Raw genomic sequence first — 19,375 nt, forward strand, 5'->3', positions numbered from 1 at the left:
TTGCGTCTGCTCGCGGCACTAACCTACAGCTCGGTGGCCGAGCCGCCGGCCGCGATGATCTTCTCGCGCGCGCTGCCGCTGAACTTGTGCGCCGACACCTCGACCTTGACGGTCAGCTTGCCATCGCCCAGCACCTTGACCAACGCGTTCTTGCGAACGGCCCCCTTGGCCACCAGGTCGTCCACGCCGATGGCGCCGCCCTGGGGGAACAGCCGGTTGATGTCGCCGACGTTGACGATCTCATACTCGGTGCGGAACCGGTTGCGGAAGCCCTTCAGCTTGGGCAGCCGCATGTGGATGGGCATCTGCCCACCCTCGAAGGCAACCGGCATCCGCTTGCGGGCCTTGGTGCCCTTGGTGCCCCGGCCCGCCGTCTTGCCCTTGGAACCGTCACCGCGACCGACTCGGGTGCGCGGGGTTCGCGAACCCGGCGCGGGCCGCAGGTCGTGCAGCTTGATCGTCACCGTGCCTTACCTCCGGTCTCTGCGGGCTCCACCTCGACAAGGTGACGCACCACCGCGATCAGCCCGCGGGTCGCCGGGGTGTCCTCGCGAATCACCGAGTGCCGAATCCGCCGCAGGCCCAGGGTGCGCAGGCTCTCCCGCTGCTTCCAGCGTGCCCCGACGGTGCTGCGCACCTGGGTGATCTTCAGCTGTGTGGACTTTGCGTCGCTCATGGTTGCGCCCCCGAGATCTGCGCCTCTCCTGCCGCGACCACACCAGCCAGCGCGTCACTTTCGCGCCGCGCCTTCAACATTCCGGCCGGGGCCACGTCCTCGATCGGCAGACCGCGCCGGGCGGCCACCTCCTCGGGACGCTGCAGCATCTTCAGGGCCGCCACGGTGGCGTGCACCACGTTGATGGCGTTGTCACTGCCCAGCGACTTGGCCAGGATGTCGTGCACCCCTGCGCATTCCAGCACCGCGCGCGCCGCACCGCCCGCGATCACACCGGTACCCGGGCTGGCCGGGCGCAACAGCACCACGCCGGCGGCCGCCTCGCCCTGCACCGGGTGTGTGATGGTGCCGCCGATCAGGGGCACGCGAAAGAAGTTCTTGCGGGCCTCTTCGACGCCTTTGGCGATCGCGGCCGGGACCTCCTTGGCCTTGCCGTAGCCGACACCGACCAGGCCGTTGCCATCGCCCACGATGACCAAGGCGGTGAAGCTGAACCGCCGACCACCCTTGACCACCTTGGAGACTCGGTTGATCGCGACGACCCGTTCTAGGTAGTTGCTCTTCTCGCCGTCGCGGTCACGTCCGCCGCGGCCGCTGTCGCGGCGGCCCCGGCTCTCGCGCGCGCCGTCGCCGCGAGTGTCCTGCCCGGCTGACCCAGCAGGCTGCTCCGCCATTATGCGGTCCTCCCGTTCATCAGAAACTCAATCCGTTCTCGCGGGCGGCATCGGCCAGCGCCGCGATCCGTCCGCCGTAGGTGTAGCCGCCGCGGTCGAACACCACCGTCTGGATGCCGGCAGCCTTGGCCCGTTCGGCGATCAACTGGCCGACCCGCACGCTGCGGGCTTTCTTGTCCCCGCCCAGGCCGCGCACATCGGCTTCGATCGACGACGCGGCGGCCAGCGTGGTGCCGTTGAGGTCGTTCACCAGTTGGACGTGAATGTGCCGCGCCGACCGGTGCACCACCAGCCGGGGGCGTTCTGGGGTGCCGGCAATCTTCTTGCGCAGCCGCGCGTGCCGACGCAGCCGGGCGACCCGCCGGGCCTCGGAAGCCGTTTGCGCCATGATCACTTACCCGTCTTTCCGACCTTGCGGCGGATCTGCTCGCCCTCGTAGCGCACGCCCTTGCCCTTGTACGGGTCGGGGCGGCGCAGACGGCGGATGTTCGCCGAGATCTGGCCGACCTTCTGCTTGTCGATCCCCGAGACCGTGAACTTGGTGGGCGCCTGGACCGCGAATGTGATGCCCTCGGGGGCCTCGACCACCACGGGGTGGCTGTAGCCCAGCGCGAACTCCAGGTTGGAGCCCTTGAGCTGCACCCGGTAACCGACGCCGTAAATCTCCATCTTGGTGGTGTAACCCTGCGTCACGCCGGTGACCAGGTTGGCCACCAGGGTGCGCGACAACCCGTGCAGTGACCGGCTGCGCCGCTCGTCGTCGGGGCGGGAGACCACGATCGCGCCGTCGTCGTTGCGTGCCACCGTGATCGGCTCGGCCACCGTCAGCGCCAGGGTGCCCTTGGGCCCGGTGACCGAGATGTTCTGCCCGTCGATCGTGACGTCGACCCCGGCGGGCACCGGAATCGGCTGCTTACCAATGCGTGACATGGTTGCCTCCTCTCACCACGCTCTCACCAGACATATGCGAGGACTTCGCCGCCCACGCCCTGTCTGGCCGCCTGACGATCGGTGAGCAGGCCCGAGGACGTCGAGATGATCGCCACGCCCAGGCCGCCGAGCACTCGCGGCAGGTTGGAGGATTTGGCGTACACCCGCAAACCGGGCTTGGAAATCCGCCGCAGACCCGCGATGCTGCGCTCCCGGCTGGGCCCGTACTTGAGCTGAATGACCAGCGATTTGCCCACCCGAGCGTCCTCGGTGCGGAAATCGCTGATGTACCCCTCGTTCTTCAGAATCTGGGCGATGTTGGCCTTGAGCTTGGAGTGCGGCAAGCGCACCTCGTCGTGGTACGCCGAATTGGCGTTGCGCAGACGTGTCAGGAAGTCTGCGATCGGGTCGGTCATGGTCATTGAGCGCTACTCCTCTTCATCGCTGCGCTCTGCATCGTCGTCAGCACGGTCATGGTGTTCTCGTCCTGCGTCCGGTTACCAGCTGCTCTTCTGCACGCCGGGCAACTCACCGGCGTGCGCCATCTCGCGCAGGCAGATCCTGCACAGCCCAAACTTGCGGAACACTGCGCGCGGGCGACCGCACTTGCTGCAGCGGGTGTAGCCGCGCACCGGGTATTTCGGTTTCCGCGCGGCCTTGTTGACCAGTGCCTTCTTTGCCATCTACTCAGTTCTCCTTGAAGGGAAACCCGAGGGCTCGCAACAGCGCCCGCCCTTCGTCGTCGTTGGTCGCCGAGGTGACGACATTGATGTCCATGCCGCGCACCCGGTCGATCTTGTCCACGTCGACCTCGTGGAACACCGACTGCTCGGCCAGCCCGAAGGTGTAGTTGCCGGCCCCGTCGAATTGCTTGGGCGACAAGCCGCGGAAGTCACGGATCCGTGGCAGCGCGATCGAGGTGAGCCGGTCGAGGAACTCCCACATCCGGTCGCCGCGCAACGTCACCCGGACGCCCACCGGCATGCCCGCACGCAGTTTGAACTGCGCGATCGACTTGCGCGCCCGGCGGATCTCCGGTCGCTGCCCGGTGATCAGCGCCAGGTCGTTGACCGCGCCGTTGATCAGCTTGGCGTCCCGGGCGGCCTCGCCGACGCCCATGTTGACGACGACCTTGGTCACGGTCGGGATCTGCATGACGTTGCGGTAACCGAACTGCTGTTGCAGCGCGGCCCGGATCTCGTTGCGGTAGCGGTCCTTCAGACGCGGCTGAATCTTCACGGTGCTTTCTGTGGTTCCCACGTCTAGATGTCCTTGCCGCTGCGCTTGGAGATGCGGACCCGCTTGCCGGTCTCCTCGTCGACCCGGTAGCCGATGCGGGTGGGCTTGCCGTCGGAGTCGACCACCATCACGTTGGACACGTGGATCGGCGCCTCCTGGGTAACGATCCCGCCCGACCGCGCGCCACGCTGGTTGGTCGAGATGGGGGTGTGCTTCTTGATTCGGTTGACGCCCTCGACCAGCACCCGGTTACGAGCCGGGTAGGCCTGCAGCACCTTGCCCTTGGCGCCCTTGTCTTTGCCCGAAATCACCAGCACGGTGTCGCCCTTGCGGACCTTCACTTACAACACCTCCGGGGCCAGCGAAATGATCTTCATGAACCGCTTCTCCCGCAGCTCGCGGCCGACCGGCCCGAAGATGCGGGTGCCGCGCGGGTCGTTGTCCGGCTTGATGATCACCGCGGCGTTCTCGTCGAACTTGATGTAGCTGCCGTCGGGACGGCGGCGTTCCTTGACCGTGCGCACCACGACGGCCTTGACGACGTCTCCCCGCTTGACGTTGCCGCCGGGTATCGCGTCCTTAACGGTGGCGACGATCACGTCGCCGATGCCCGCGTAGCGTCGCGACGAACCGCCGAGCACCCGGATGCACAAGATCTCCTTGGCGCCGGTGTTGTCGGCGACCTTCAGCCGCGATTCCTGCTGAATCACTAGATCTCCTGACCTGGTTTGGGCACGACCCACCACAACCTGACGTGCGCGGTCTTGTTGCCGAAGGGCACGCGGGGCCAATTTCGCTTGCGCGCACCGGCCGAGGTCTGCCCAAGGCAACCCCTAGAGTTTAGGGGACGACCAGCGCAGAGCCAAATTTCGCGTTGTGCGCGGCGTCAGCGCTGCAGCACGGTGACGCCAAGTTGAGCGACGTCCCCAACGTTTCTGGTCACCAACGCGACACCGAGACTTAGCGCGGTCGCCGCGATCATGAGGTCAAGTGCTTGCCCGCACGGGCTGCGACCGAGTTGCCGCAGCCGGCCGCACAGTAGGCCGCAGTGGTGAGCGGTGTCGTCGGTAAATGCCAGGCCATGTCCGTAGGTGGCCTGAATCAGGGTCAGCCGGTGCTGTCGCGCCAGGCGCATCGCCTCGCTGCTGGCGGCCTGCACACCAAAGTGCAGCTCCGCATAACTGACCGCACTGACCTGGCAGACCAGGCCGGACAAATCCACATCGTCGGCGACCAGCACGCTGGTGTCGAGCAACGCGCGCCTAATTCCAGGGATCGGCAATGGTCTCGTCCTCGCGAGCTTTCGCCAGATCCTCCGCCCACTGCGCATCCACTTCGGCGGTGTAGATGTGCGCAGCATGATCACCGTCAACCCACACCGGCGCGTCAACAGGCACGATCCGTGCCACCGGACGGCCATTCACCGACACCGTCACCTCCGCACCCGCCTCGACGGCGCGCAATACCGGGGCAGGATTCTGCCTCAGCTCGCGCATGCCCACACTGTCCACGAACACCAGCGTCCACATAGCGGATTGGCTTCGGGCCCGCGGTGCGGGCGTCGACCATTCGGTCACAGGACGCGGAATAGACCCCCGGCAACCGCAGCGATCTCGCGTCGACGGCGTTCGAGTTCATCGAGCCGCGCACGGCTATCGGTCTACAGGCCGAACACCAGTTGGCGCAGCAGCTCGAAGATCGTGTTGAAAGCCGGGATTCGGTGCCGACAAACGAACGTTCGCGCAACCCGCGCACCCAGGCCACGGCCTTCTCGACCGCCGGGGTGGCGTCGTAGCGCGGCTCGTCGGATCCTGGTGGATAGTACTTGCGCAACCAGCCGACGCCGGGCGCCGACCAGTCGTCGAGACAGGCCCGCGCGGACTTGGGATAGCTCGCCTCGCCCAGTCGCTCGCCGAGCGCGAATAACTCGTCGTCACGCTGGCCGACCAGTTGCGACTCCGCGATGTCGCCGACGTTCTCGTCGACGAACACCCTGCCCAGAAACGACGGGATCAGGGGCGCGTTCTCGGCACGCAGCAGCCGCCAGGCGGGGTGCCGGCCCGCAGCGAAGCGATCTGCTCGTGTCGCATGGGCCAACCGTATCCCCGGGCACCGACACCGCCCCTGCGCACGCGGCCGCGTGTTCCCCGGTGTTATTAGTCAGACTCTCGGTACCACGCGACGATGTACACCACCATGGCCGTGGCCAGCGCGATCAGCACCCAGATCACGACGGCCCGGTCGACCCATGCACCCGCCGGCGGGGAACCGGGCAGGATGGTGCGCAACGGCACGACGGCAAACAGCATCGCGGCGTACCAGGTGCCGAACGGCGGCTGGAATTTTCTCCTGCCGGTGACCATTTGAATCGCCACGAACAGTGCCAGCGTGGGCAACGTGATCAGGACGAGGCAGATGCCCAGGTCGAAAACCAACGGGCCCTTGGCCCTTTTGAGGGTGATGACGACGTTGTCGGGCCGGTCCGAGGTTTGGCTGGCGTCCCCGACCCGGGTGACGCTGATGTCCCAGCCTTCCAAGGATCCGGTCACTTCGACGCGGGCGGGCTTGTATTGCCGGTTGTCGCCGGCCCCGACGAGCACATCGGCCTGGATGACGTCGGTGGTGTAGGTGTCGAACGGCCAGTTACCGGGGTCGCCGTGCGCTTCGATGGTGGTGCCCAGTTGCGCCGGCGATTTCCCGACCGGGTACTGCAGATCTCCTAGTTCGTTCTCCGGGTAGAGGCGCACCGACGTATCCACGGTCAACACGTCGAGGCGCTTGTCGAGCATTGAATCGTCCGGCATCACAAGCACTTTCACGTCGAGGCGATTGGCGACGGTGTGTAGCTCCTCGAAGCGGATCAGCACCACGGTGTCGTCGGTGGTGCCCACATCCGGCTTGGGCAGTGGACCCGGTGAGCTGGCCAGCCAGTGATAGCCGAGCAGCGACAGCACGTAGACGACGGCCACGCCCACGATGATGGTGGTGTCGAGCACGAGGTGTTTGCGTCGCGACATGTGCTTGTGCTCGGGCGAGGCTCCCGCTGCGGAACCCTCCTCCGCCGCGCCCGGTGCCGGTTGGTTATCGGGCATCGGCCGGGCCCCCGTGATACGACACGGAGTCAGATCGTAGCAACCGGCCGCTAGGCCGGCGACGTAGCTAATTCGGTCGGATTGCCAGCGGTAGGCAACGATGAACAGGCTCATCGCGGCGGTCAACGCGATCAGCACCCACAGCGTGATGGCCTGATCAATCCAAGAACCCGGCGCTGTGTTGCCGCGCAGGATATTGCGCAAGGGAACCATCGCGAACAGCATCGCGGCGAACCAGGTGACAAACGGTGGCGGGAATTTCTTGCGGCCCAACGCCATCGGAATGGACACCCAGAGTGCCAGAGCGGGCAGGCCGACGAGGACCAGGACGACGCCCAGACCGAAGATCAGCGTGCCCTTCGGTGGTACCCAAGTTGGGTTCTGGGAGCCGACGCGCCGACGTGGCCAGCCAATCAACGCCGAACAGCGGTAGGGTGTGGACGACGATGATGCCCAGGACGACGGCGCAACCAATCACGCTGCGCCGTCCCGCGATTGCGGCGGCGTCGGTGGCGGCGCCGGCCGTGCCTGATGGCTCATGGCGGTGATATCCGGCTCGAAAGGCGTACGCGGCCCAGATGCCAATGAAACTCGTGGCGAATCCGGCGGCAACGCGCGAGCCAGTGATCCGCGAATTGCTGTTGTTGATTTAATTTCATTTACTGCTCAGAATCCCGGTCCGCAACACAGCGGAATCCGATGTGGGTGGTCGCGGTGTCCTGCGATTGCGGCGAGCGTGCCGCCGGCCGATAGCGATGGCAGTACTCCGGCGAGCACAGGTGCGAACCGCCTTTGAGGGTCTGCATGATCGTCGGATCGGCGGGCCCGGCCGGTGCGCAGCAGGGGGTCGGAGGTTGATCGATGCAGTGGTGCGCGGAAAACACCGTGGTGGTCCACTCCCAGACATTGCCCGTCATGTCCAACAGCCCGAACCCGTTGGCGGGAAACGTTCCCACCGGGGAGGTTCCGACCCAGCCCAACGCCCCGTCGTTGCGGTACGGGAACCTACCCTGCCAGGTGTTGGCCATCAGTTGGCCGCCGGGTTTCTCCTCGTCACCCCACGAGTAGGTGCTCGTCGTTCCGCCGCGGGCGGCATATTCCCATTCGGCCTCGGTGGGCAACCGGCGTCCCGCCCACCGTGCGTAGGCCGCGGCGTCGGGATAGGCCACCTGCACGACCGGATGGTCGGGTCTATCGGTGATGTCGCTGTCCGGGCCGAACGGATGACGCCAACTCGCTCCCGGAGCCCAGTCCCACCACTGCCGCCAGTCCCGCAGGTCGACCGGACCGGCCGTTGGACGGAACACCATGGCACCCGCACACAGGTCATCGTGATTGGCCCCGGGATAAAGCGCTGGGTCAAGGGGTTGCTCTGCGACCGTCACATACCCTGTCGCGGCGACGAATTCGGCGAACTGCGCGTTGGTCACCAGATGGCGCTCCACCGCGAAGGCGCGCACCGTCACGGTGTGGATCGGCGCTTCCTCGGGGTAGAAGCTCGCCGACCCCATGCGAAACGATCCGCCGGGCAGATCAACCAGCTCGGTCAGCACCACTTCAGGGTATGACGACCCCGAAGTCCTGTGTCAACGTGGAACTCGCCGCGCTGAACCCGGTTGGGCCCTCCAGGCCGGTGGGCCCCTGCAGATGGATTGCTATCAGGTACTGCCTGGTGTTGGTCCGGACGTGGGCGATGCGGGCGGCGAAGTCGATCCCCCCGGAGGGGCCCTGCAGGGTGCCGCTCAGCTGCTCGCTGCTGTAGCCGCAGAACTGCGCCCCGGTGACGGAGAATTTGCGGCGCGCCATCGACCCGCCCACACCGGCGGTGTAGCGGGCGAACGCGGCGTCGGGCGGCAGGTCCGTCGGCACGATAGTCACCGTCGCGGACATGCCAAGCGGGCCGGTCAACGTCAATGCAGTATCACCGGTACCGGGTGTCGAGGTCCACCCGTCGGGGACGCTGATGGTGATCCTGGGCGCGGCCGGGTCGGACACGGTGGCTAGGACTTGCTGGCCGTCGCCGGTCGGCGACGCGGCACAGCCGACCGCGTTGGGTGGAATTTGGTCCGGCGGGGTGTGCGCGATGCCAGGCACCGGCTCCGCCAGGTCGGTAGGCACCTTGCTGGGCAGGGACTCCCCCGCCGTCTGCCGGCACCCGGCCATGGCTGCCGACAGCACAACCAGCCCCGCCATGCCCAGCACCGCGCGGCGCAGCCTCACCGATCGGTTAGTCCCGCGAAAAAGCAAGCGCGAGTTCGGATTGCACATCTTCATATGGGCGGCCTGACAAGTCGACGGTGACCTGGGCGATACTCCCGCCGGTGAAAGTGAACGGTGCCTTGTAGCGGCTGGAAACCGCCGAGCCGCCGTTGCGCCCGACCGTGATGCCAGCACCCGCTAAACCGAACGTCCCGGGATGCGTCGTCACGTCGGCACACGTTCCGACCACGTTGTGGTCGATGAACAGGGTGAGGTCACCGACCGGCGTGTGGCTGTTCGCCACGGTTCCGGTCCGCGAATAGCGCACGCCGAACAGGTGTCTGCCCAGCGGGATGGCACCGTTGGAGGAGATCAGCTGCTGGCGCTCGCCGAGGAAGTTGTAGACGTAGTGCAGGCGCCCGTCCTGGATGAACAGCACGTGCCCGCCGTGCGCGCCGCCCTGCTTGAACAGCACCCCCTCGGCGCCAAGGGTATCCACGGTCACGTCGGCCAGCACGGCGAACGAGCGGCCGCGAATCTCGGCGGCGGCACCGATGCCGACGTCGGCGCAATCGGGGTAGTAGACGTAGCAGGAGCGTTCGCCGACCAGGTAGGGCCGCGACCGCATCATCGTTTCGACGAGGTTGAGATCCGACAGCGGCAGCCCGTTGTATTTGGCGGCCTCGGAAAACCACAGCGCCTTGAGCTCCTCGAGCTTGTCCGGGCGCTCGGCGGCCAGGTCGTGGCACTGACTGCGGTCGGCCTCGATGTGGTAGAGCTCCCAGCGGTCGGCATCGAAATGTGACCAGCCCGCAGGTGTGGCCGCGTGCACAGTGTTGGCGAACCAGCCCCGATGCCAAATCCCCCGGGTGCCCAACATGGCGTAGAACTGGGTGTGCTTGCCGGTGTCCGCAGCCGGATCAGCAAGGGCCGCTTTGAAACTCACACCGTCCAGCGGCTTCTGGCCGATGCCCTTGACGGTGTCTGGCGGTGTCATGTTCAGCAGGTCGTAGACGGTCGGGGTGATATCGCAGACGTTGATGTAGTTGTCGCGGACCTCGCCGTGCGCGGCAATACCGTTGGGCCAGGAGATGATTGCCGTGTCGGCGATGCCGCCTTCGTGTGACGCGTAGCGCTTGAACAACTTGTAGGGGGTGTTGAAGGCCATCGCCCACCCGATCGGGTAGTGGTTGTAGGTTTGCGGCCCACCGAGGTGATCGAAGAGCTTCATGCTCTCTTCGACGGTGTCGATGTAGCCGTTGAAGAACTTGCCCTCATTGACCGACCCGTTCGGACCGCCCTCGCCGCTGGCGCCGTTGTCGGAGATCACCACGATGATGGTGTTGTCCAGCTGGCCAGACTCCTGCAGGTAATCCAGGATCCGGCCGATCTGCGCATCGGTGTAGCTGAGGAAGCCGGCGAACACCTCGGCCATCCGGCTAAACAGCTTCTTCTCTTCGTCGCCCAGCGAATCCCAGGGCCGCACCGTGTCCTGCAGCGGCCACGGTTCGCCGTTGGGGCCCTTGACATCCGAATACGGGTTGATGGGTGACAGTTCGGTGTCCGGTGGCACGATCCCCAGCGACTTTTGCCGTTCCAGCACGATCTCGCGATAGCGCTCGTAGCCCATGTCGAACCGGCCAGCGTACTTGTCGGCCCATTCCTTGAAGACGTGATGCGGCGCGTGCCCGGCCCCGGGGCACACGTAGCTGAACCACGGCTTGTCCGGCGCAATTACCTTGGCATCGCGAATGAATTCGATTGTCCTGTCGGCAATGTCCTTCGACAGGTGATAGCCGTCCTCGGGTGTGCCGGGCGGGTTGATCGGGTGGTTGTCATACACCAGGTCGGGGTACCACTGGTCGGTCTCCCCGCCCAGGAACCCGTAGAACCGTTCGAAACCCCGTGAGGTCGGCCAGTGCCGCTTGGTGGACGCCATGTTGGACTCTTCCAGCGGCGTCAGGTGCCACTTGCCCACGCAGTAGGTGTTGTAGCCGCGTTCGGCGAGCACCTCGGAGAGCAAGGCGGTGTCCGCCGGGATACGACCGTTGCAGTTGGGGAAGCCGTCGGTGAACTCTTCGATGGTGGCCATGCCCACCGTGGTGGCGTTGCGGCCGGTCAGCAGCGACGCCCGGGTCGGCGAGCACAGGGCGGTGGTGTGAAACTGCGTCAACCGCACGCCACGCTCGGCGATGCGGGCCATCGCGGGCATCTCGACCAGGCCCCCAAAGCAGTCCCAGGTTGCGATGCCGGTGTCGTCCCAGACCAGGTAGAGGATGTTCGGTGCGTTCTGCGGTGCGGTGGGTGCCGCGTACGGTCCCCAGTCCGGCTCCGAATCGCGAATATCCAGCTCGACCTTGCCTCGAAACTCCGTCGACCCAGTCGTCATTGGCCAGCCCCATTCCCGTCGTGGACCCACGTGGCGAACATCGCGCAGACTACATCGCACACCAGGGTAGTCAGCCGACCGAAGAAAACGCTGAGACAGGCGGTCAGCGGAACTCGACGATCAGCTGCTGCGGTCCGTTGCGCCGATTGCTACGAGTCCATGCGACGGGCGCGGCGACCTGGATGTGCTGAAAGCGCGGCAGCAGCTCCTCGAAAAACACCCGCAGCTCCAGCCGGGCCAGGTTAGCGCCCAGGCAGTAGTGCACACCTTGGCCGAAGCCCAGGTGCGGATTGGGCGTGCGGGTGATGTCGAACTGGTGTGCGCGATCGAACACACCGGCATCGCGGTTGGCCGAGCCCTCCCACACCACCACCTTCTGCCCGGGCTCGATCGATTGGCCGCCCAACATGGTGGCCCGGGTAGCAGTGCGCCGCTTCGACGGTGACGGCGTTGTCCACCGCACCATCTCCTCGATCGCCGATGGCAACAATCCCAAGTCACCACGCAGTTGCCGCAGTTGGTCCGGATTTTCGGCAAGGGCGAGCAGCCCGCCGGCGATGGCGTTACGGGTGGTGTCGGTGCCCGCGCTGAACAGTTGATGGAAGAACAGGTACACCTCGGCGTCCGACAGCACCGGCGCGCCGTCGATGGTGGCGTTGGCGACGATCGACAGCATGTCATCGACCGGTTCAGCGCGTTTGCGCGCAATCAGCTCCCGTCCGTAGGCATCCCTTCTCGATTCGGGGCTCTCCCCGAACACCCATGACACGTACGCCGTGTGGGGGCCGCGGAAGTCGAACCCGGACTCGAACTCCGCCAACAGCCAATGCCGGTCGGTCTCCGGGATGCCGAGCAGCGTGCAGATCGTCTGCATCGGCAGTTCGGGGGCAATATCCACCGCGAAGTCACACGCCACCCCGGGCTCGATCCGGTCGACCAGACGGCGGGCCCGCCGGCGCAGGTCATCCTCGACCCGGCGAATCATCCGCGGTCCCAGCCCGGAGCTGACCAGCCGCCGGATCTCCGCATGACGCGGATCGTCCATCATGCTGAGCACCTGGCCGGCGATCGGCATATCCTGCAGCAGCGTGCCGCCGAACGGCCGCTGGCCGCCGGTGACCGACGAATAGGTCACTGGATCACGCAGCACTGCAACGGTTTGCGCATAGGTAGCTACCGACCAGAAGCCTTCACCGTCGGGTGTGTGCACGGTGGGCTCGTGCCAAAACACCGGGGCTCGCTGTCGATGGATCTCGAATACGTCGTGAGGGAAGCCGTTCGCAAAGGTGTCCGGATCGGTGAGATCGATACCGGACGGCCAGCCATCGACAGAACTGCTGGGGCGCACCACACCATGGGATCACGCCCGCCGGGCTGACCGGAAGATCGGCGCACGTCCGGGGGCTGCGCCGGCCACCGTCACGTAGGGTCGACAGCATACCGGCCGGTCCGAAGGACGATTTCCATGTCTGACGACACAACAGCGGGCGATGCCAGCGCCGTAGCAGCCGACGGCACCGTGGTCGAGATCTACCGCCGATTGCCCTCGCTGGGCGAACTCGAGCACATCCGGTCGCTGCTGCGGCCTAACAGTTCGGTGCTCGACCTCGGCGCCGGCACGGGACGGGTCGCCGACCCACTGGCCCAGCTCGGTCACCGGGTCGTCGCTGTCGACGATTCGCCCGACATGCTGGCCAATGTCCGTTACGCACGAAAAGTTCAGGCCCGCATCGAAGATCTCCGGCTGGCCGAGAAGTTCGATGCCGTCCTGCTGATCGGCAACATGGTCAATTATCTGGGAACTTCACTGCGCAGATCGGTGTTGGCGACGGTGGCCTTTCACGTCGCACCGAGCGGGCAGGCAATCATCCAGTGGGCACCGCCCTCGTTACTGGCCGCGCGGCCGGCGGGCTGGGCACAAACCACAACGATCGGGGCGGTAACGACGACCTTGACCATCCAGTCCAACCGCGATGGCGTCTGCCAGGGTGAATTCACCTTGGCCGCCGACGGCCGGCTGTGGCGCCAACCGGTGACCATGGAGCAAGTCAGCCCCGAGGCACTGCGCGCCGAACTCGCGCGGGCCGGGCTCGTCCTGACAACCGCCGACCCAGATGCGACCCCGTGGTTGCACGCCACGCCGCGCCCTTGATTCGACGTCAGTTCTCGGTGTCGTCCGCCCGGAAGATGGGCAACGAGTACACGACCTCGTTTTCGCAGAACAGAATTTCGTGGGACATGAAATCACCTCCTTCGCCCACCGGATCCGCGCGGGCCCACCATTTCCACGAATGGCAGAGCGCCGCACGAACAACGGGAAATCCAAGCCAACAACCGGAATCCGCACGTGGTATCCAGCTGCAGCGGACGCATCGCGCGGGGCTACTTGGGCTGGGGGCGGTACCGCTCAGCCGATGATGCCGTCAGCTCTTGCAGAGAGGCACCAAGTACACGACCTCGTTTTCGCAGAGCAGAACTTCGAGGGGCATAACATTTCCTCCATCTCGACCCACCGGCCGACCATTGCCGCACAAAGTGGGCCTACGCGAGCGACTAGACCGAAGTTAGCAGCGCGATCGACAATCGATATCCATCGATCGGCGGACCTCGGTGGACGAATTTCACGTCCTACAACCGATGGACAAGCGTTTGTCCTCCACGTGGTTTGCCAACCCGCCCGTCAGCTCCGCGGAAGCAGCCCACGAACAGTCGGGCATCCCCGCCGGGCGGGCACGTCATGAAGACCTGGCCGCTACTTGGCCTTCTCCAGGATCTCAACCAGCCGCCAGCGCTTGGTGGCCGACAGCGGTCTGGTCTCCATCAGCGACACCCGGTCGCCGATACCGGCGATGCTGTTCTCGTCGTGTGCCTTGACCTTCTTGGTGGTCCGGATGATCTTGCCGTACAGCGGGTGCCGCATGCGGTCTTCCAACTCGACCACGATGGTCTTCTGCATCTTGTCGCTGACCACATAGCCGATGCGCGTCTTGCGGCGACCGCGCGGCTTTAGGGTGCGCGGAGTGTGCTTGGGGCCCTTCTCTTTCGACGCGGCTGCCGGCGTGGGGTCGGCCACCTTGGGGGCCGTCTTCTTGGCGGCTTTAGGGGCGGCCTTCGCGGGGGTCTTAGCCTCTGCCATCACGATTCCTTCTCGTCGGCGTCACCGGGTCCGGATGCCAGGCCCAACTCTCGTTCGCGCAGCACGGTGTAGATGCGCGCGATTTCCTGACGCACCGTGCGGAGCCGGCGGTTGTTGTTGAGCTGCCCGGTCGCCATCTGGAAGCGCAGATTGAATAGCTCTTCCTTGGATTCGCGCAACCGCTCGGTCAGCTCTTCGTCGGTGAGCTCACGCAGTTCGCCAGGGGAAACTCCCACCGCCATCAGAACTGCTCCTCTCGGGTGATGATGCGCGCCTTGAGCGGCAACTTGTGGATTGCGCGGGTGAGCGCCGCCCGGGCGGTCTGTTCGTTGGGGTAGCTCAGCTCGAACAGCACCCGGCCCGGCTTGACGTTGACCACCCACCACTCCGGTGAGCCCTTACCCGAACCCATCCGGGTCTCCGCGGGCTTTTTGGTCAACGGGCGGTCGGGGAAGATGTTGATCCACACCTTGCCGCCGCGCTTGATGTGCCGGTTGATGGCGATACGAGCGGACTCGATCTGCCGGTTGGTGACGTAGGCGTGCTCGAGGGCCTGGATACCATACTCGCCGAAGTTCACCGTCGTGCCGCCGCTGGCGATGCCGCGTTGTCGCGGATGATGTTGCTTGCGGTGCTTGACCTTGCGGGGAATCAACATGATTCAGCTCTCCTGCGCTTCAAGGGTCGGCGCGGCCGCGCCATCGGCCGCCGTGCCGGCGGTCTCAGCGCCTTCGTCGCCGCCGACGGCCCTACCGGCGTCGGTACCGGTTGCCGTGGTGCCCGAGGCGCCGCTGCGACGCGGACGGGTGCCCGACGGACGCTCCCGGCGCGGACGCTCGGCGCCCGCGGCCGTCGCGGCGACCAATTCGCGTTTGCCGCCGACGATGTCGCCCTTGTAGATCCACACCTTCACACCGATCCGGCCGAAAGTGGTCTTGGCCTCGTACAAGCCGTAGTCGATGTCGGCGCGCAACGTGTGCAGCGGGACGCGGCCCTCGCGGTAGAACTCCGAACGGCTCATTTCCGCTCCGCCGAGGCGGCCCGAGCACTGCACCCGGATGCCCTTGACGTTGGGCTGACGCATCGCCGACTGGATGGCCTTGCGCATGGCACGCCGGAACGCCACCCGGTTGCTCAACTGTTCGGCAACCCCTTGGGCCACCAATTGCGCTTGCGACTCGGGGTTTTTGACCTCGAGGATGTTGAGCTGGACCTGCTTGCCGGTGAGCTTCTCCAGGTCTGCGCGGATCCGGTCCGCCTCGGTGCCACGCCGGCCGATCACGATGCCCGGACGGGCGGTGTGGATGTCCACCCGGACCCGGTCTCGGGTTCGCTCGATCTCCACATCGGCAATGCCCGCACGTTCCAGGCCGCTGGAGAGCAGCCGGCGGATCGCGACGTCCTCCTTGACATACTCGGCGTATTGCTTGTCGGCATACCAGCGCGACTTCCAGTCGGTGGTGATGCCCAGCCGGAAACCGTGCGGATTGATCTTCTGGCCCACTAGTCTGAGCCTCCCTTCGCGTCAGCGGCCTCAGACGTCTTGGTAGATGCTTTCGTTGCCGATGCCTTCTTGGCGGGTGCCTTCGCGGCACCTGAACCGGCGGGTGCCTTCTTGGCCGGCGCCTTCGTGGCCGCCTTCTTGGCAGGTGCCTTGGCGGGTGCCTTCGCGGCGGCCTTGCTGGCCTCGGCGCGGCGGGCCCGCGACGACCTCACGTCCTTCGTCGGCCTGCTTTCCACCACGACGGTGATGTGGCTGGTGCGCCGGCGGATCCGGAACGCGCGCCCCTGGGCACGCGGGCGGATCCGCTTGGCGGTCGGGCCCTCGTCGGCGTAGACGGTGGCGACCACCAGGGTCGCCGGGTCCAGCCCGTTGTTGTTCTGCGCGTTGGCCGCGGCGCTGGCGATCACCTTGGCCACCGGCTCGCTGGCGGCCTGTGGCGCCCAGCGCAGGATGTCGAGCGCGTCGGCCACCGACCTACCCCGCACCAGGTCGATGACCCGGCGGGCCTTTCTCGGCGATACCCGCACAAACCGTGCCTTGGCCACCGCCGACGGATATTCGGTAGTGCTGCTCATCTGTGGTCCTTGATTTTCAATCTCGTTGTGCGCGCGCTCATCGCCGCTTGGATTTCCGGTCGTCTTTGATGTGCCCCTTGAAGGTGCGCGTCGGCGCGAACTCACCCAGCTTGTGGCCCACCATCGCCTCGGTGACAAACACCGGCACGTGTTTGCGTCCATCGTGCACGGCGAAGGTGTGGCCGATGAAGTCCGGAATGATGGTCGACCGCCGCGACCAGGTCTTGATGACCTGCTTGGTGTTCTTCTCGTTCTGTGCGTCGACCTTCTTGAGCAGATGGGCGTCCACGAACGGACCCTTCTTCAGGCTGCGTGGCATGGTTGGCTACTCCTACGTCTCATTGCCCGGCTCCTCCTCATCGCTGCGCTCTGCATCGTCGGCGGGCTAACGCCCGTGCTTCTTGCCGGTGCGGCGGCGTCGGACGATGAGTTTGTTGCTGGCCTTGTTCCGGTTGCGGGTGCGACCCTCGGGCCTACCCCATGGGCTGACCGGGTGACGGCCACCGGAGCTCTTACCCTCGCCGCCGCCGTGCGGGTGGTCCACCGGGTTCATCACCACACCGCGAACCGACGGACGCTTGCCTTTCCACCGCATACGACCGGCCTTGCCCCAGTTGATGTTTGCCTGCTCGGCATTGCCGACCTCGCCGACCGTGGCGCGGCAGCGAACGTCGACCCGGCGGATCTCACCACTGGGCATACGTAACGACGCGTAGCTGCCCTCCTTGCCGAGCAGCTGGATGCTGGACCCGGCCGAGCGGGCAAGCTTGGCGCCTCCCCCGGGCCGAAGCTCCACCGCGTGCACCAAGGTCCCGGCCGGGATGTTGCGCAGCGGCAGGTTGTTGCCCGGCTTGATGTCGGCGTTGGGGCCGGACTCCACCACATCACCCTGCGAAAGTCCGTTGGGCGCGATGATGTAGCGTTTCTCGCCGTCGAGGTAGTGGAGCAAAGCGATACGTGCCGTGCGGTTCGGGTCGTATTCGATGTGCGCGACCTTGGCGTTGACACCGTCCTTGTCGTTGCGGCGGAAGTCGATGAGCCGGTAAGCGCGCTTGTGACCGCCGCCCTGGTGGCGGGTGGTGATCCGCCCGTGCGCGTTGCGGCCACCACGACCGTGTAACGGCCGCACCAACGACTTCTCCGGGGTTGACCGGGTGATTTCAGCAAAATCGGACACGCTGGCGCCGCGACGACCGGGGGTCGTCGGCTTGTACTTGCGAATTGCCATGTCGAATCGGGTCTTTCTGTCACGCCGGGCTGGGCTCAATTGCCCAGCTCCTTCTCATCGCTTCGTCCCCCGCCCACCTCATCGCTTCGCTCTGCATCATCGCCGGGCTAGGTCGGTGTTCCGAATAGGTCGATCGGTTTGCTGCCGGGCGCCAGGGTGACGATGGCGTGCTTGACGTTCTTGCGCCTGCCGTATCCGGTCCGGGTGCGCTTACGCTTGCCTTGTCGGTTGGCGGTGTTCACCGATTCGACCTTGACGGCAAAGATCTTCTCGACCGCGATCTTGATCTGTGTCTTGTTGGAATCGGGGCGCACCACGAAGGTGTACACGTTGTTGTCGAGCAACCCGTAAGACTTTTCCGAGATGACCGGGGCCAGGATGATGTCGCGGGGATCAGCGATGGTCGCCATCAGGCTGAAACCTCCTCGGGAGTATTGGTGTTGGCCGCGATGTAGGCGTCCAGCGCCTCGACGCTGAAGATCACATCGTCGGCCCGCAGCACGTCATAGGTGTTGAGCTGGTCGGGCGCCAGGACGTGCACACCGGGCAAATTGCGCACGCTCTTCGCACCGGCCTCGTCGCTGCGCCCGATGACCACCAGCACCTGTTTGCGATCGGTGAGCGTGGCCAGGAATGCCTTGGCGCTCTTGGTGGAAGGGGTCTGACCCTCCACCAGCTCGGTGACCGCGTGGATGCGCCCGTTGCGGGCCCGGTCGGACAGCGCCCCACGCAATGCCGCGGCGATCATCTTCTTAGGGGTGCGCTGGCTGTAGTCGCGCGGCCTGGGTCCGTGCACGACACCACCGCCGGTGAACTGCGGGGCCCGCGTCGAGCCCTGCCGGGCGCGGCCCGTCCCCTTCTGCCGGTAGGGCTTGCGGCCACCCCCACTGACCTCGCCGCGCGTCTTCGTCGAGTGGGTACCCTGCCGTGCCGCCGCCCGCTGCGCGGTGACCACCTGATGCATCAGCGCGATGTTCGCCGGCACGTCGAACAGCTCGGCCGGCAGCTCGATGGTTCCGGCGACCTTGCCCGCCGGCGTCTTGACGTCGATCTTGAGAGTCTTGGCTGCCATCAGTTCTCACCTCGCTTGATCGCGCTGCGGACCATGACGAGTCCACCGGTGCGGCCGGGCACCGCGCCCTTGATCAGCAACACGCCGTTCTCGGCATCGACCTTGTGCACCAACAGGTTTTGCACGGTCACCCGGGCATTGCCCATCCGACCGGCCATCCGGGTGCCCTTGAACACCCGCGCCGGCGTGGCACAGCCGCCGATGGAGCCCGGACGGCGATGCACCGCCTGGGCGCCGTGGCTGGCGCCTTGCCCACGAAAGCCGTGCCGTTTCATGGTGCCGGCAAAACCCTTGCCCTTGGACGTACCGGTGACGTCAACATAGCTGCCGTCGGTGAAGATCTCCGCCGTCAGCTCCTGGCCAACCTGATACTCGGCCGCCGCCTCCGGGTCATCCAACCGCAGCTCGGCCAAGTGACGCCTCGGGTTGACCCCCGCGGCGGTGTACTGGCCGGTCTGCGGCTTGTTGACCTTGCGCGGACTGATCTCGCCGTAGGCCAATTGCACAGCGCTGTAACCGTCCCGCTCCGGCGTGCGGATGCGGGTCACCACGTTCGGACCCGCCTTGACCACGGTGACCGGGACGACCTTGTTGTTCTCGTCGAACACCTGCGTCATGCCCAGCTTGGTACCGAGAATGCCCTTGCGCGCCATCGCTGAAG

Annotated in this window: 29 protein-coding genes and 1 pseudogene; 1 reads left to right on the forward strand and 29 read right to left on the reverse strand. The window is 65.9% G+C overall.

Going from position 1 to position 19,375, the window contains the following annotated elements; genetic code table 11:
• Positions 1-23 precede the first annotated feature (23 nt).
• The 19 genes and pseudogenes from rplO to G6N20_RS13505 all read right to left on the reverse strand — a co-directional run bounded on the left by rplO (position 24) and on the right by G6N20_RS13505 (position 12,547).
• The gene (gene rplO / locus G6N20_RS13415; protein ID WP_163663022.1) at positions 24-464 is read right to left on the reverse strand and encodes a 50S ribosomal protein L15; all 441 of its coding nucleotides are present in this window, start codon (positions 462-464) and stop codon (positions 24-26) included.
• The gene (gene rpmD / locus G6N20_RS13420; protein ID WP_083045915.1) at positions 461-676 is read right to left on the reverse strand and encodes a 50S ribosomal protein L30; all 216 of its coding nucleotides are present in this window, start codon (positions 674-676) and stop codon (positions 461-463) included. Before rpmD ends, rplO begins: the two co-directional genes overlap by 4 nt.
• Positions 673-1,350, reverse strand: a complete 678-nt coding sequence (gene rpsE / locus G6N20_RS13425) for a 30S ribosomal protein S5 (protein WP_083045916.1) — start codon at positions 1,348-1,350, stop codon at positions 673-675. The genes rpmD and rpsE overlap by 4 nt, the downstream gene beginning before the upstream one ends.
• Before the next feature lie 19 nt (positions 1,351-1,369).
• A complete protein-coding gene (gene rplR, locus G6N20_RS13430; RefSeq protein WP_083045917.1) occupies positions 1,370-1,738 on the reverse strand; it encodes a 50S ribosomal protein L18 in 369 nt (122 codons plus the stop codon).
• 2 nt (positions 1,739-1,740) lie between these two features.
• The gene (gene rplF, locus G6N20_RS13435; RefSeq protein WP_083045918.1) at positions 1,741-2,280 is read right to left on the reverse strand and encodes a 50S ribosomal protein L6; all 540 of its coding nucleotides are present in this window, start codon (positions 2,278-2,280) and stop codon (positions 1,741-1,743) included.
• A gap of 23 nt (positions 2,281-2,303) precedes the next feature.
• Positions 2,304-2,702, reverse strand: a complete 399-nt coding sequence (gene rpsH / locus G6N20_RS13440; RefSeq protein WP_083045919.1) for a 30S ribosomal protein S8 — start codon at positions 2,700-2,702, stop codon at positions 2,304-2,306.
• Positions 2,703-2,777: 75 nt separating this feature from the next.
• Complete coding sequence (locus tag G6N20_RS13445; RefSeq protein WP_083045920.1) at positions 2,778-2,963, reverse strand: type Z 30S ribosomal protein S14; 186 nt, start codon at positions 2,961-2,963, stop codon at positions 2,778-2,780.
• Positions 2,964-2,967: 4 nt separating this feature from the next.
• A complete protein-coding gene (gene rplE / locus G6N20_RS13450) occupies positions 2,968-3,540 on the reverse strand; it encodes a 50S ribosomal protein L5 (protein ID WP_083045921.1) in 573 nt (190 codons plus the stop codon).
• Between the two features lie 2 nt (positions 3,541-3,542).
• Positions 3,543-3,860 carry a 50S ribosomal protein L24 gene (gene rplX, locus G6N20_RS13455; protein WP_083045922.1) on the reverse strand — a complete coding sequence of 106 codons (318 nt, stop codon included), beginning with the start codon at positions 3,858-3,860 and terminating at the stop codon, positions 3,543-3,545.
• Entirely contained in the window at positions 3,861-4,229 is a 369-nt protein-coding gene (rplN, locus tag G6N20_RS13460) for a 50S ribosomal protein L14 (RefSeq protein WP_003403649.1), read from the reverse strand. It abuts the gene before it with no gap.
• Positions 4,230-4,405: 176 nt separating this feature from the next.
• Positions 4,406-4,801 (reverse strand): PIN domain-containing protein, encoded by a 396-nt coding sequence (locus G6N20_RS13465; RefSeq protein WP_142271817.1) that lies wholly within the window; start codon positions 4,799-4,801, stop codon positions 4,406-4,408.
• Positions 4,782-5,015, reverse strand: a complete 234-nt coding sequence (locus G6N20_RS13470; protein WP_232065342.1) for a type II toxin-antitoxin system Phd/YefM family antitoxin — start codon at positions 5,013-5,015, stop codon at positions 4,782-4,784. Before G6N20_RS13470 ends, G6N20_RS13465 begins: the two co-directional genes overlap by 20 nt.
• Positions 4,906-5,616 (reverse strand): DUF3375 family protein, encoded by a 711-nt coding sequence (locus tag G6N20_RS21330; protein WP_232065343.1) that lies wholly within the window; start codon positions 5,614-5,616, stop codon positions 4,906-4,908. The genes G6N20_RS13470 and G6N20_RS21330 overlap by 110 nt, the downstream gene beginning before the upstream one ends.
• Before the next feature lie 59 nt (positions 5,617-5,675).
• A complete protein-coding gene (locus tag G6N20_RS13480; RefSeq protein WP_083045978.1) occupies positions 5,676-6,611 on the reverse strand; it encodes a DUF4436 domain-containing protein in 936 nt (311 codons plus the stop codon).
• A gap of 75 nt (positions 6,612-6,686) precedes the next feature.
• Positions 6,687-6,971: pseudogene (locus G6N20_RS13485) on the reverse strand (DUF4436 family protein); the annotation flags it as partial.
• Positions 6,972-7,270: 299 nt separating this feature from the next.
• Positions 7,271-8,164, reverse strand: coding sequence for a formylglycine-generating enzyme family protein (locus G6N20_RS13490; protein ID WP_083045979.1), 894 nt, complete (start codon positions 8,162-8,164; stop codon positions 7,271-7,273).
• A 4-nt stretch (positions 8,165-8,168) separates the two neighbouring features.
• Positions 8,169-8,831, reverse strand: coding sequence for a hypothetical protein (locus tag G6N20_RS21335; protein WP_232065344.1), 663 nt, complete (start codon positions 8,829-8,831; stop codon positions 8,169-8,171).
• Between the two features lie 7 nt (positions 8,832-8,838).
• Entirely contained in the window at positions 8,839-11,199 is a 2,361-nt protein-coding gene (locus G6N20_RS13500; RefSeq protein ID WP_083045925.1) for an arylsulfatase, read from the reverse strand.
• Between the two features lie 103 nt (positions 11,200-11,302).
• The gene (locus tag G6N20_RS13505) at positions 11,303-12,547 is read right to left on the reverse strand and encodes a cytochrome P450 (protein WP_142271818.1); all 1,245 of its coding nucleotides are present in this window, start codon (positions 12,545-12,547) and stop codon (positions 11,303-11,305) included.
• A gap of 117 nt (positions 12,548-12,664) precedes the next feature.
• On the opposite strand from G6N20_RS13505, the gene G6N20_RS13510 reads away from it, so the two are divergent.
• Positions 12,665-13,351 (forward strand): class I SAM-dependent methyltransferase, encoded by a 687-nt coding sequence (locus G6N20_RS13510; RefSeq protein WP_083045927.1) that lies wholly within the window; start codon positions 12,665-12,667, stop codon positions 13,349-13,351.
• Positions 13,352-13,951: 600 nt separating this feature from the next.
• Here G6N20_RS13510 and rpsQ read toward each other — a convergent pair.
• The 10 genes from rpsQ to rplC form a co-directional block, all read right to left on the reverse strand.
• Positions 13,952-14,338, reverse strand: coding sequence for a 30S ribosomal protein S17 (gene rpsQ / locus G6N20_RS13515; RefSeq protein WP_142271819.1), 387 nt, complete (start codon positions 14,336-14,338; stop codon positions 13,952-13,954).
• Complete coding sequence (gene rpmC, locus G6N20_RS13520; protein ID WP_083045929.1) at positions 14,335-14,577, reverse strand: 50S ribosomal protein L29; 243 nt, start codon at positions 14,575-14,577, stop codon at positions 14,335-14,337. The genes rpsQ and rpmC overlap by 4 nt, the downstream gene beginning before the upstream one ends.
• Positions 14,577-14,993 (reverse strand): 50S ribosomal protein L16, encoded by a 417-nt coding sequence (gene rplP, locus G6N20_RS13525; protein ID WP_083045930.1) that lies wholly within the window; start codon positions 14,991-14,993, stop codon positions 14,577-14,579. The genes rpmC and rplP overlap by 1 nt, the downstream gene beginning before the upstream one ends.
• A gap of 3 nt (positions 14,994-14,996) precedes the next feature.
• Positions 14,997-15,839: a 30S ribosomal protein S3 gene (gene rpsC, locus G6N20_RS13530; RefSeq protein ID WP_083045931.1), complete on the reverse strand. Its 843-nt coding sequence runs from the start codon at positions 15,837-15,839 to the stop codon at positions 14,997-14,999.
• On the reverse strand, positions 15,839-16,414 hold the full coding sequence (gene rplV / locus G6N20_RS13535) for a 50S ribosomal protein L22 (RefSeq protein ID WP_083045932.1): 576 nt from the start codon (positions 16,412-16,414) through the stop codon (positions 15,839-15,841). The genes rpsC and rplV overlap by 1 nt, the downstream gene beginning before the upstream one ends.
• Positions 16,415-16,451: 37 nt before the next feature.
• Positions 16,452-16,733: a 30S ribosomal protein S19 gene (gene rpsS, locus G6N20_RS13540; RefSeq protein ID WP_083045933.1), complete on the reverse strand. Its 282-nt coding sequence runs from the start codon at positions 16,731-16,733 to the stop codon at positions 16,452-16,454.
• Positions 16,734-16,799: 66 nt separating this feature from the next.
• The gene (rplB, locus tag G6N20_RS13545; RefSeq protein ID WP_083045934.1) at positions 16,800-17,642 is read right to left on the reverse strand and encodes a 50S ribosomal protein L2; all 843 of its coding nucleotides are present in this window, start codon (positions 17,640-17,642) and stop codon (positions 16,800-16,802) included.
• Between the two features lie 107 nt (positions 17,643-17,749).
• Complete coding sequence (gene rplW, locus G6N20_RS13550) at positions 17,750-18,052, reverse strand: 50S ribosomal protein L23 (RefSeq protein ID WP_083045935.1); 303 nt, start codon at positions 18,050-18,052, stop codon at positions 17,750-17,752.
• Positions 18,052-18,714, reverse strand: a complete 663-nt coding sequence (rplD, locus tag G6N20_RS13555) for a 50S ribosomal protein L4 (protein WP_083045936.1) — start codon at positions 18,712-18,714, stop codon at positions 18,052-18,054. The genes rplW and rplD overlap by 1 nt, the downstream gene beginning before the upstream one ends.
• Complete coding sequence (rplC, locus tag G6N20_RS13560; RefSeq protein ID WP_083045937.1) at positions 18,714-19,367, reverse strand: 50S ribosomal protein L3; 654 nt, start codon at positions 19,365-19,367, stop codon at positions 18,714-18,716. Before rplC ends, rplD begins: the two co-directional genes overlap by 1 nt.
• Positions 19,368-19,375: the final 8 nt, after the last annotated feature.

The organism is Mycobacterium shinjukuense (assembly GCF_010730055.1).
In the GTDB taxonomy this organism is placed as follows: domain Bacteria; phylum Actinomycetota; class Actinomycetes; order Mycobacteriales; family Mycobacteriaceae; genus Mycobacterium; species Mycobacterium shinjukuense.

What these genes read in the sequence shown, in the direction of transcription:
- rpmD (WP_083045915.1), bottom strand. Translation starts at nt 676, where the DNA reads ATGAGCGACGCAAAGTCCACACAGCTGAAGATCACCCAGGTGCGCAGC.
- rpsE (WP_083045916.1), bottom strand. Translation starts at nt 1,350, where the DNA reads ATGGCGGAGCAGCCTGCTGGGTCAGCCGGGCAGGACACTCGCGGCGAC.
- rplR (WP_083045917.1), bottom strand. Translation starts at nt 1,738, where the DNA reads ATGGCGCAAACGGCTTCCGAGGCCCGGCGGGTCGCCCGGCTGCGTCGG.
- rplF (WP_083045918.1), bottom strand. Translation starts at nt 2,280, where the DNA reads ATGTCACGCATTGGTAAGCAGCCGATTCCGGTGCCCGCCGGGGTCGAC.
- rpsH (WP_083045919.1), bottom strand. Translation starts at nt 2,702, where the DNA reads ATGACCATGACCGACCCGATCGCAGACTTCCTGACACGTCTGCGCAAC.
- G6N20_RS13445 (WP_083045920.1), bottom strand. Translation starts at nt 2,963, where the DNA reads ATGGCAAAGAAGGCACTGGTCAACAAGGCCGCGCGGAAACCGAAATAC.
- G6N20_RS13470 (WP_232065342.1), bottom strand. Translation starts at nt 5,015, where the DNA reads ATGCGCGAGCTGAGGCAGAATCCTGCCCCGGTATTGCGCGCCGTCGAG.
- G6N20_RS13480 (WP_083045978.1), bottom strand. Translation starts at nt 6,611, where the DNA reads ATGCCCGATAACCAACCGGCACCGGGCGCGGCGGAGGAGGGTTCCGCA.
- G6N20_RS13500 (WP_083045925.1), bottom strand. Translation starts at nt 11,199, where the DNA reads ATGACGACTGGGTCGACGGAGTTTCGAGGCAAGGTCGAGCTGGATATT.
- G6N20_RS13510 (WP_083045927.1), top strand. Translation starts at nt 12,665, where the DNA reads ATGTCTGACGACACAACAGCGGGCGATGCCAGCGCCGTAGCAGCCGAC.
- rpmC (WP_083045929.1), bottom strand. Translation starts at nt 14,577, where the DNA reads ATGGCGGTGGGAGTTTCCCCTGGCGAACTGCGTGAGCTCACCGACGAA.
- rplP (WP_083045930.1), bottom strand. Translation starts at nt 14,993, where the DNA reads ATGTTGATTCCCCGCAAGGTCAAGCACCGCAAGCAACATCATCCGCGA.
- rplV (WP_083045932.1), bottom strand. Translation starts at nt 16,414, where the DNA reads ATGAGCAGCACTACCGAATATCCGTCGGCGGTGGCCAAGGCACGGTTT.
- rpsS (WP_083045933.1), bottom strand. Translation starts at nt 16,733, where the DNA reads ATGCCACGCAGCCTGAAGAAGGGTCCGTTCGTGGACGCCCATCTGCTC.
- rplB (WP_083045934.1), bottom strand. Translation starts at nt 17,642, where the DNA reads ATGGCAATTCGCAAGTACAAGCCGACGACCCCCGGTCGTCGCGGCGCC.
- rplW (WP_083045935.1), bottom strand. Translation starts at nt 18,052, where the DNA reads ATGGCGACCATCGCTGATCCCCGCGACATCATCCTGGCCCCGGTCATC.
- rplD (WP_083045936.1), bottom strand. Translation starts at nt 18,714, where the DNA reads ATGGCAGCCAAGACTCTCAAGATCGACGTCAAGACGCCGGCGGGCAAG.
- rplC (WP_083045937.1), bottom strand. Translation starts at nt 19,367, where the DNA reads ATGGCGCGCAAGGGCATTCTCGGTACCAAGCTGGGCATGACGCAGGTG.